The organism is Moraxella sp. (assembly GCF_024227015.1).
Classification (GTDB): Bacteria; Pseudomonadota; Gammaproteobacteria; order Pseudomonadales; family Moraxellaceae; genus Moraxella.
Map to the genome: position 1 here is coordinate 1 of NZ_JAAELD010000151.1, position 10,783 is coordinate 10,783.

General features: G+C 48.0%; 11 protein-coding genes. 8 read left to right on the forward strand and 3 right to left on the reverse strand.

Annotated elements, in window-relative coordinates:
• Nucleotides 1–102 precede the first annotated feature (102 nt).
• The 8 genes from GY683_RS03490 (at nt 103) to epmA (ending at nt 7,367) form a co-directional block, all read left to right on the forward strand.
• Nucleotides 103–711 (forward strand): rhomboid family intramembrane serine protease, encoded by a 609-nt coding sequence (locus tag GY683_RS03490; protein WP_297287427.1) that lies wholly within the window; start codon nt 103–105, stop codon nt 709–711.
• Between the two features lies 1 nt (nt 712).
• On the forward strand, nt 713–1,624 hold the full coding sequence (locus GY683_RS03495) for a metallophosphoesterase (RefSeq protein ID WP_297287428.1): 912 nt from the start codon (nt 713–715) through the stop codon (nt 1,622–1,624).
• A gap of 91 nt (nt 1,625–1,715) precedes the next feature.
• The gene (gene purE / locus GY683_RS03500; protein WP_297287429.1) at nt 1,716–2,252 is read left to right on the forward strand and encodes a 5-(carboxyamino)imidazole ribonucleotide mutase; all 537 of its coding nucleotides are present in this window, start codon (nt 1,716–1,718) and stop codon (nt 2,250–2,252) included.
• A gap of 130 nt (nt 2,253–2,382) precedes the next feature.
• On the forward strand, nt 2,383–3,477 hold the full coding sequence (locus GY683_RS03505) for a 5-(carboxyamino)imidazole ribonucleotide synthase (RefSeq protein WP_297287430.1): 1,095 nt from the start codon (nt 2,383–2,385) through the stop codon (nt 3,475–3,477).
• A 37-nt stretch (nt 3,478–3,514) separates the two neighbouring features.
• A complete protein-coding gene (locus GY683_RS03510; protein WP_297287435.1) occupies nt 3,515–3,979 on the forward strand; it encodes a YaiI/YqxD family protein in 465 nt (154 codons plus the stop codon).
• 183 nt (nt 3,980–4,162) lie between these two features.
• Entirely contained in the window at nt 4,163–5,326 is a 1,164-nt protein-coding gene (locus tag GY683_RS03515) for an AI-2E family transporter (RefSeq protein ID WP_297287431.1), read from the forward strand.
• Between the two features lie 2 nt (nt 5,327–5,328).
• Entirely contained in the window at nt 5,329–6,399 is a 1,071-nt protein-coding gene (locus tag GY683_RS03520; protein WP_297287432.1) for a 4-phosphoerythronate dehydrogenase, read from the forward strand.
• The gene (gene epmA, locus GY683_RS03525) at nt 6,393–7,367 is read left to right on the forward strand and encodes an EF-P lysine aminoacylase EpmA (RefSeq protein ID WP_297287436.1); all 975 of its coding nucleotides are present in this window, start codon (nt 6,393–6,395) and stop codon (nt 7,365–7,367) included. The genes GY683_RS03520 and epmA overlap by 7 nt, the downstream gene beginning before the upstream one ends.
• A 3-nt stretch (nt 7,368–7,370) precedes the next feature.
• Here epmA and GY683_RS03530 read toward each other — a convergent pair whose 3' ends face one another.
• The 3 genes from GY683_RS03530 to GY683_RS03540 form a co-directional block, all read right to left on the reverse strand.
• Nucleotides 7,371–8,180, reverse strand: a complete 810-nt coding sequence (locus tag GY683_RS03530; protein WP_297287433.1) for a CoA ester lyase — start codon at nt 8,178–8,180, stop codon at nt 7,371–7,373.
• Nucleotides 8,181–8,339: 159 nt separating this feature from the next.
• Nucleotides 8,340–9,608: a gephyrin-like molybdotransferase Glp gene (gene glp / locus GY683_RS03535; protein WP_297287434.1), complete on the reverse strand. Its 1,269-nt coding sequence runs from the start codon at nt 9,606–9,608 to the stop codon at nt 8,340–8,342.
• A gap of 49 nt (nt 9,609–9,657) precedes the next feature.
• On the reverse strand, nt 9,658–10,783 hold a 1,126-nt coding region (locus GY683_RS03540), incomplete at its 5' end, for a peptidylprolyl isomerase (protein ID WP_367274108.1).

Below are 10,783 nucleotides of genomic sequence, written 5' to 3' on the forward strand. Positions count from 1 at the left end.
GATAAGTTTTAATCTTTTTAATTATTAGCCAATCGATGAGCAGTCGAATTGCTCATGCGACAAATTTATTATTCTTAGCTCGTATATATTTTATTTGACATCATGAATCACACCACCACCATAATCATCATCACCGTCATCATCAGCCTTATCGCTTGGCAAAATCGCACACTCATGGGGCGGTTGATTTTTGATCCCATTTCCATTACGCGCTTTAAGCAATATGATCGATTCGTCACGCATGGCTTTGTTCATGCTGATGGCATGCATCTGCTTTTTAATATGTTTACACTGTATTTCTTTGGGCGTGTGATTGAGCAGTTTTATATCAGTCGATTTGGCTCATTGGGTTTTGTGGGTTTTTATGTGCTTGCCATCGTCGCTGCCATCATCCCAACCTACCTAAAAAATAAAAATAACTCACGCTATCTGGGGCTTGGCGCATCAGGCGCTGTCTCGGCTGTGTTGTTTAGCTTTATTTTATTTGCGCCGTGGGAGACTTTGTATTTTTTTGGAATCTTGCCCATTCCCGCCATTGTCTTTGCGGTGCTTTATACAGCTTATAGTATCTATGCAGATCGCCGTGGCACAGGCAATGTCAATCATTCAGCGCATCTGTATGGCGCAGCATTCGGTGTCATCGCCACCATTCTGATCGAGCCCAAATTGGCGATGCATTTCGTTTCAGCATTATTAAGCCCAAGATTTTAATATGATTTATGACATCATCGGCGACATCCACGGGCAGGTGGATAAGCTATTAGGATTACTGGATAAATTGGGCTATCGACACGATGGTAGTAGCCACATCGCACCGCCAAATCATAAGGCCATCTTCGTGGGTGATTTTATCGATCGTGGCGACGCTCAACTTGAGACGCTGGGTATTGTCTTTGACATGATTGACAATCATCAAGCACTGGGAATGATGGGCAATCATGAATATAACGCCATCGGTTACGCCACCACGGACGATCAAGGCAAGCGCATCTACAACCCCACACCACGCCAGCATGAGACACATCAGGTATTCTTGGAAGCGGTTGGCGAAGACTCGGCGCTGCACCAGCATTGGCTTAATCGATTCTTTGAATTGCCACTGTGGTTAGAACTAGATGGCTGCCTAATCATCCACGCCTGCCCCGATGCTAAGGCGATGACAAGCCTTATGCCTTATCTGCATGATAATCGCCTAAGTCCAAATGATTTTAAAGATCTACCTAAGATTACCCATCAGAACATCCTAAAAATCCTAACAGGCGTACAAGCACACCTACCCGATGGCGTGTTCATCAAAGACGGTCTGGGGCATCTACGCCAAGACGTGCGCGTCAAATGGTGGAAAGATGATTTAAATCAGCCTGTCGTGAAGCTGTCTGCCGCGAGCAACTGCGACCTATCAACACTGCCTAACGATCTGGTTTGCCCCATTGATTTTACGCTTGGCACTGATAAGCCTGTCATCATCGGACATTATTGGCTGACAGGCGACCCTGCGCCGCTGTCGGATCAGGTGATTTGTACAGACTATTCTGCAGGCAAAGACGGCTATCTGACTACCTATCAGTTTGACACAGACAATCCGAGACTATCTGCTGAGAACTTTGTGCAGTTTTATGGATAAAATTCACTAAGTTTGTGCTATTAGCGACAGATTTTGTGGTGATTTTTTGTTATAATAATGGGTTTATTCACTCTATTTTTTAAGGAAAATTATGTCTAGCCAAGCCCAACCTGCTGCCGCCATCTCACCAGCGGGCGCGCCAAAAGTCGGCATCATCATGGGCAGCCAATCTGACTGGGCAACCATGGTCGAAGCTGCGGATGTATTAACACAATTTGGCGTGCCTTTTGAGTGCGAAGTCGTCTCTGCACATCGCACACCAGATAAGCTATTCGACTACGCCAAATCTGCCAAACAGCGCGGCTTATCCATCATCATCGCGGGGGCAGGCGGAGCCGCTCATCTGCCTGGCATGTGTGCATCACAGACCGATCTACCCGTATTAGGCGTACCTGTCAAATCATCCACCCTGTCAGGCTGGGATAGCCTGCTGTCAATCGTACAGATGCCGCGCGGCGTATCGGTCGGCACACTCGCGATTGGCGGTGCTGGCGCTTATAACGCAGGACTGTTGGCGGTGCAGATGCTTGCCATTCATGATGAAGCTCTGGGCAAGAAAGTCAGCGAATTTCGCACAAAGCAAACCCAAAGCATCCTTGATAACCCAACGCCTGGCATCATCGGCTAACCACCTCAAAACCGCCCTTCACTGGGCGATTTTCTGCGTTAATTCTTATAAAATTTGCACTAAATTTATGTCAAATGTGCGATAATAGCCGCCAAATTTTATCATTTTATTATTGATTAAAGAGCCCATCATGACTACACTTGCTCCCGTTCGCACCATCGGCATCTTTGGCGGTGGTCAATTAGGTCTTATGCTTGCCAATGCTGCGCGTCCGCTTGGTATTCGTAGTGTCTTTTTGGAGGATGCGCCAAATTGTCCTGCCACACTTGCAGGCGAAGTCATGACCAATGCTGATTATGATAAATTTGCCAATGCGTGTGACACATTCACGCTAGAATTTGAGAATACACCTCTATCATCAGCGCAAAGCATCGAATCCCATGCCAAGCTATACCCGCCATCACAGGCATTATTCATCGCCCAAGACCGCCTAAACGAGAAAAACTTATTCAATGAACTTGGCATCGCTACTGTACCATTTTTGGCAGTCAATTCCCAAGATGAGCTGAATGTCGCCTGCGAGAAACTCGGCTTACCGCTAGTACTAAAGACCACTCGTGGCGGCTATGACGGTAAAGGGCAATTCGTCATTCGCACTCAAGATGACATTAAGACAGCCTGGGCAGAGCTTGGTGATGCCACCAAGAGCGCACCGTTAATCGCTGAAGGCTTTATTAATTTTAGCCGCGAAGTGTCGTTAATCGCCGTTCGCGCCCAAGATGGTGACATCCGCTATTACCCACTGGTTGAGAACACTCATCACAACGGCATCCTCGCCAAGACTGCCGCCCCTGCACCAAACGCCGAGCACCTCAATGCACAAGCCCAAAACAGCATCAAAAAACTGCTCGAGCATCTAAATTACGTTGGCGTCATGACTTTAGAATTATTCGTGACAGACTCAGGACTGATCGCCAACGAGATCGCCCCGCGCGTGCATAATTCTGGGCATTGGTCGATTGAAGGCGCGGTGTGCAGCCAGTTTGAAAACCACATGCGCGCGGTGGCGGGTCTACCATTGGGTAGCACGGACATCGTCAAGCCATCCGTCATGCTCAATGTCATCGGCAAATACCCAAACCTACAAGACGTACTGGCGATTGATGGCGTGCATTTTCATCATTATCACAAAGATGAGCGAGACGGTCGTAAGATTGGGCACATCACGGTAATGTGTGATGAACTTAATGAGACCGTTCTAAAAGTTGAGCAATTATTAAAATAACACCACCAAGGGCATGCTACTGCCCTTTTTTTATCTTATGAATATCTACATAGACGCCGACGCCATTCCCGCCATCGCCAAAGAGCTCATCATTAAGACCGCCAACCGCACCGGAGTGATGGCGATCTTCGTGGCGAATAGCTTTATAAAATTACCGCCATCCCCACACCTAAAAATGGTGGTCGTATCTCAAGGCTTTGATGTGGCGGACAATTACATCGTCGATAACACTCAAGCAGGCGATCTAGTCATCACATCTGACATTCCTCTTGCCAATGATGTACTAGAAAAAGGCGCTAGAGTTCTGACTTCACGAGGCGAGGAATTTACCCTAAATAACATCAAGCCCAAATTAAACGCTCGGGATTTTATGGAGTCGCTTCGTGGCACGAACGTGCTGGACCCTAAGCAGATGGGCGGACAAAAGCCGTACAGTGACAAAGACAAAATCGCCTTTGCCAATGGGCTTAATCGCCTTGTCAAAGCCAAAAACCCAACCTAAAGCCAAAGACCGCCCGTATCAATCATGCAACAAAAATTGTAAAAATATTTGCAAATTCCTGCATCTGTGACAAGCTATTTTTAAAAAATTAAGGCATAATAAAGGGCAAAATTTTCACCTTAAAAATCACATGCTTTTTTGGCACTTTAAAATAAAAATACGAACAGGACGCTCACAACCGCCATGTTAGAAACTTGGACAAAAGAACTCGTCATCCAACGCTTGCTTGCGCTCACTTTGCTTACCATTTTGATCATTCTGTGTTTTCAGGTGGTGCATTTTTTTATTTCGCCTGCGATTTGGGCGGCAATTTTGGCGTACATCACCTTTCCTTTGTATCGTTTTTTTCATCAAAAAGTCCATCTTAGCCCAACCATCAGCGCACTGATCATGACCGCCTGTGTGTCTTTGATGATCGGCGTGCCTTTGGTGGTGGGTGTGTTTTTCTTACAACAAGAAGTCATCAATTTCTACAGCATGGCGATTCACCGACTGCAGGCAGGCTATGTTGATCTACCTGACAGCATCAAAGATCTGCCCGTGATCGGTCAGCAGGTCAAAAACCTCCTGTGGGAAATCAACAAAGACCCTGAGGCCTCTATGGCAGCGGTGCGTAACTGGGTTCAGTCGCATCTATATTATGGCAAAATTGCGTTTGATGCCGTTCTTAAGAACCTTGCCAAACTGGGCATGGCACTTATGACGCTGTTTTTCTTTTATCGTGATGGCACCAGCCTCATGCGCCAAATTCGTCAAGCACTACGTAATATCATCGGCGATCGCATCGATGATTACATCAACTCTGTCGGCGCAACCACGCAAGCCGTCATCTATGGCATCGGTCTGACTGCTCTGGCTCAGGCGCTATTGGCAGGTCTTGGCTATGTCGTGGCAGGTGCGCCGAACCCGATTCTGCTGACTTTGGTTACTTTTGTGGTGGCGCTGATTCCTTTTGGTACGCCTTTTGCGTGGGGGGCTGTGGCACTATGGCTACTGTCCCAAGGTCATACCACCGAAGGCATCGGTCTTGGTCTGTGGGGCATCTTGGTCATCAGCTGGGTGGATAATCTGATTCGCCCCATCGTCATCAGCGGCGCGACCAAGATTCCATTTATTATCATCTTTATCGGTGTGCTTGGTGGTCTGACCGCATTTGGATTTGTCGGTCTGTTCATCGGTCCTGTCTTACTGGCGATTGGACTTGCGGTGTGGCGCGAATGGATCAGTCAGCACAAGAATGAAATCTTCGCCGCCAAAGATGGTCACTTTGCCGTGGCCGATGGTGAAGGCTTATTGACCGACACGACGCCCAAGCCAATTTTAAACGAAGACAAGTTGGACGATTAATCATGACTCATGCCATCACCATCTTAGCCGATGAAAATATCGCCAATATCGATGATTATCTGTCACACCATGACATCAATGTCATCAAGCTAAAAGGCCGCGACATCAATCAAGCCGCCATTGATGCTCATCGTCCGCACGCTCTATTCATCCGCTCTGTCACGCCGATTCATCAAGGCAGTATTCAGGATTTTGGTGATGTGCGCTTCATTGGCTCAGCGACCATCGGCACAGATCATGTAGATACCGGCTATCTGGCAGAACATGGCATTAGCTTTGCCAACGCTAAAGGGTGTAGCAAGCATTCGGTCGCGCAGTATGTCATCACTGCCATTCTCACACTTCGTCCAGACAGTGCTCACCAACCGATCACACTTGGCGTCATCGGTCTTGGCAATATCGGTTCAACGTTGGCGCATTATGCTCATGAGCTAAATTGGCAAGTGCTGGGTCATGATCCATTTTTGGCGGCTTCCGCCATAAACAACAGCAGCCTTGATGATGTGCTTAGCAGTAGCGATGTCGTTAGTATTCATACGCCGCTGACACACGCCGGCGAGCACCCTACTTATGAGATGCTAAGTGCTGACAACCCATCCAAACTAAAAAACAACGCCCTACTCATCAACACCGCGCGCGGTGAGATCATCAATCAAGATGGTCTACTAAACAGCATTCGTACCAAGAAACTGCAAGTAGTTCTGGATGTATTTCCCCATGAGCCTCACATTGATCAAGTGCTATTAGATCATCTTGACATCGCCACACCGCACATCGCAGGGTATACTTTAGAAGGTAAGCTTCGTGGCACGGACATGATTTATCAGGCGTTCTGTCAAACATTTAACCTGCCAGTTATTCAACACATTGAACCGCTATTGCCTGACAATCCTTATAAATGGTCGGATTTTTTGGCGGGTGTTCGAAGTCACCCCGAACAGATCTTGAAAAACTATTATGATATTACCAAAGATGATCATGATCTGCGTAGAGTTGCCAATAATGGCGTGCACCCTGCTGATTTTGACCACCTTAGAAAAACCTACAACCTGCGCCATGAATGGCTATCTTAGCAGCACATAACATGAGCTACAAACCCACCCAAACCCTCGCCCAAGCCCAAAGTCGCGCCGCCATGCTCTTCGCCATTCGTCAGTTCTTCGCTGATAAAGGCGTGATGGAAGTGACCACGCCGATATTATCCCATGCCGGTAATACTGATACTTTTATAGAATCGGTAGCAGTGCATTTTCATCAATCTGGCAAACTCGCCACAGGCTACCTGCACACCTCGCCTGAGTTTGCGATGAAAAGACTGCTCGCAGCTTGGCAAGTGCCGATGTATCAAATATGCCAAGTCTTTCGGGATAATGAGCGCGGGACGAAGCACAACATCGAATTTACCATGTTAGAATGGTATCGTCCGCATTTTAGCTTGGATGATTTGACTGAAGAATTAAGACAGCTGATTAGCATTGTCATGGATAAGCCCATCGCCTTTAAGAAGCTAAGCTATGCTGATAGCTTCTCACCTCTTGACATTCATCCACACAGAGATTCGATCGAATCCTTTAAGGCATGCGCCATCGCCCACGACATTCATCTAGACATGGCAGATGACAGACAGGGGTGGCTGGATTTATTATTCAGCCACCTGATTGAGCCGGACTTGGGTAAAGATATGCCGACGTTGGTGGTAGATTATCCGCTTGCGACCGCCGCCCTTGCTAAGGCAGAACTTGACACGGATGGGTGTTTGGTGGCGAAGCGTTTTGAATTGTATATCGATGGCATTGAGATTGCCAATGCCTATGATGAGCTGGCTGATGGCGATGAGCTATTCGCCAGATTCACCGCGGATAATGCACAACGCCAACAACTGAGCCTTCCCATCATGCCGATCGACAAACATCTCATCGCTGCCTGTGATCAGATGCCACCATGTAGTGGCATCGCCCTGGGTGTGGACAGACTGCTCATGGTGCGCGATCGATTGCCAAGTATTGACCACGCCATCGCCATCACTACAGATAAAGCGTAATAATTAACGCTCAAGAATTCCTCTCGCCCATTCGATGACGGGCAGATCGACCATCTTACCCTGCACGGAGAACACCGCTTCACCTGTCGCCTCGTGATGATCTAGCACCACCTTGGCAAAGTCAATCATCGCATCATCGTGGGCGGTGGCGTATCGAATGGGCGCGATCTGCTTAGGATGGATGACAAGCTGACCACCAAAACCAAAATCTTTGGCGAATTTGGCGAATTTACCCACGCCGTCATCATCATTAAAATCTGCATAGATCGTCTCAATCGGCGCATTAAGCTCATTCACCGCAGAGTGAAGTAATAAATCAGTGCGAATCCTATCCAATACCGCCTTAGATGCCGGTGTGCCAAGTGTCATAGCCAGTGATTTTGCCAAATCCAGACAGCCATAAGTCATCGCCATTAATCCAGTGGCGGTAGCCATGCTGTCGATGTTCAGGACGCCTTTGGCTGTCTCGATGACCCCGATGATGGGTAAATTGGTCGCTTGATGTAGAGCTGTGATTGACAGAGCAGATTCCGCCTTTGGTAGTAGCACGCCTGCCACATGATCGAGCGTCTGAATCATAGCAACATCATGCGCATAGTCGGCGGTATGGGCGGCATTGATGCGTAGCCAGTATGGCTGACTGATGGTTTTATCAAATTCCTTTAGTGATGATCTCACCACATCCTTATTCCAAGTCTCTACCGCATCCTCCAGGTCGATAATGACATGATCAGCATCGCCATCTAGCGCCTTGGAAGCTCGATCCAAACGCGTGGCAGGGACAAAAAGGTAAGTCTTAAAGGGGTTGTTCATAGCTCTTCCATCATGAGTTGTTAATATCTTAAGAGCTTTACCTTATCACATTCATGGAGGACTGTAAATCATCAACCATCAATGACCGCTGCGATTGACATCAATTGCAACAAAAAACGCCGCACAATAAAAATCGTGCGGCTTTTTGTTGGGTATAATTTACCCAAAACACCATTCAAAAGGCTCAATCATCACTGTATCGCCCGCCTTTATGCCTGCGCAGTCACTTGGTAGCACAAGCAAGCAATTGGCATGGCTCATCTGCTTGACTCGATGGGAATCTTGAGTGCCTAATGGCTTGACGCTCAATCGACCATCATCAAAACCAAATACCGCTCTTAAGAACTCTTGGCGCGTGCCTTTTTTGGTGATGTCTGTCTGGCAGACGGCAGGCATTGCCGAGGCGTACGGCAGATCATGACTGGCGCAACCTGACAGCTGCCAAAGTGCAGGACGCACGAACTGCAGCACCCCAACTATGGTGGATAATGGATTGCCTGGCAGACCAAAATATAGCACCGGCTTATCCGCTCGATGAAACTCACCGAATACGAACGGCTTACCTGGCTTCATGTTCACCTTATAATGATGAATCTGACCGAGCTGACCGACAACTTCGTTAAGATAATCATAATCCCCCACCGACACGCCCGCACTTGATATGATGACATCACATTCATCGATGGCGCGCTGTACCACTGCCTTGATCTGATCTAGGTCATCAGGAATAATACCATAGTCACGCATCTGCACCGGCAGACGAGCAAGTAGTGCCTTAATGGTTGGGGTGTTCGAATTATAAATATTGGCAAGGCTTGGTAGGCTCTCACCCACGGCGATCAGCTCATCTCCTGTCGCAAGCACGCCTACGATCAGCGGCTGGCACACTAAGACACTTGCCACGCCAAGACTGGCCAGCAAGCTGATGTCTGCAGGGTTAAGCCTTTTACCAACATCGAGCACAGCCTCACCCTTAGTGATCTCCTCGCCTTGTCGTCTGATGTTTGACCCTGCCGTCGCCGCCTGTGTTAATGTCACAGCATAAGGGAAATCCGCAATTGACTGATAATCGGTATTCTCCTGCATCACCACGGTATCAGCATCACTAGGGACGACCGCCCCTGTGAAGATTCGCACCGCTTGATTGGGCAGAATCCGCCCTGTGAATGGCGAACCTGCGCACGACTCACCAATCACCTCAAAGGCAGTCTGATCTGATAAATCCGAACCCACACCAAGCGCAAAGCCATCCATCGCAGATAAATTCTGTCTAGGCACATCAAAATCAGCGACTACCTGTTCAGCCAGAATACGTCCTAGCGCATCATCAAGCTGGCAGGTAAGCACAGGGCGTGGGTGCGCCTGCACGTGATCGTGCGCACGTAGGCTGATGGCTTGCTTTAGGTCTTTGACGGGTATTAAGGACATACGACTCCCCAGATTTGATTAATGGCATATTGGATTGATTACTGAATAATTAGCCACGATACACGTTTTCTTGATTAACATCAATCTCAATGCCTATGATGTCAGCATTTTGCTTTAGAGTATATAGATAATCAATCAGCCCATGATGGAATGCTTCTTGCGCCAAGCGGTTGCGAATCATTGGTAGCGCCTCATCGAATGACAGCTCTTTGCCATCCACACGACTCAGCACCTCAACAACGTGCACCCCATAACGCGTCTCGATAGGACTTGGGGCAAGCCCTTTTGGTAACGCGAATACTGCTTTTTCAAATTCAGGTACGGTTGCGCCTTTTTGTAGGATGCCCAATTCACCGCCTTCCGTCTTAGACGGACAGGCAGAATGTTGCATCGCCAATGTGATGAATTCCGCCGCTGGATTAGCGCTTGACTTGATGGCATCAATCATCTCATAAGCGCGTTTTTTAAGTTCGATGCGCTCTTCGCCCTCTTCTGGCGGGCAAGCCAACAGAATGTGGCGCATGTTCATCACAGGTGGCGCGCTAAATTCCGACTTATTAAATTCATAATATTGACGGCAATTGTCTTCGGTAGGTGTGTTGGCTTTGACGTTTTTGGCGATGAGCTTTGAGATTGCCAATTCATCATCTGCCTCCCACTCCGCTGCAAGCTCTTCGTCCTCAAGCACCGCTTGACGCAATAATTCACGAATAACGAGCGCCTGCGCTGACAGAAATAGCGCCTCATCTTGGCTATTCGCTGGATGATATTGCACTTCCTCGCCGATGGCTTTTTCGCTAATCTCCACACCATTAACATAGATGCTAGGCACGGTCTGTCTGGATGATGCGATGAGATTACTGTGATTAGATTTTTCTTCAGCCAGTGCTCGCTCGATAAGCTCAGTGTCCGATGACAGACGTTTTAGGTCGTCAGAAGTTGGCATGACGCGGATGCCATCATCTTCAGCATCATGATGGTGATGTTCATGCCCGTGATGACCGCCGCAGCCGCAGCCATCTCCATGGGCAGATTCATCAGGATGGGCTTTGATGGTAGCAGGCTCTTGGATTTGCACCAAATCAGGTTTTGATGCTGGCGCTTGCTCTGGATTTTTTGGGTTGTAGGCTTGGACAGTCATGAGGATTTCCCCTAAGATTGATTTTGAATTATTA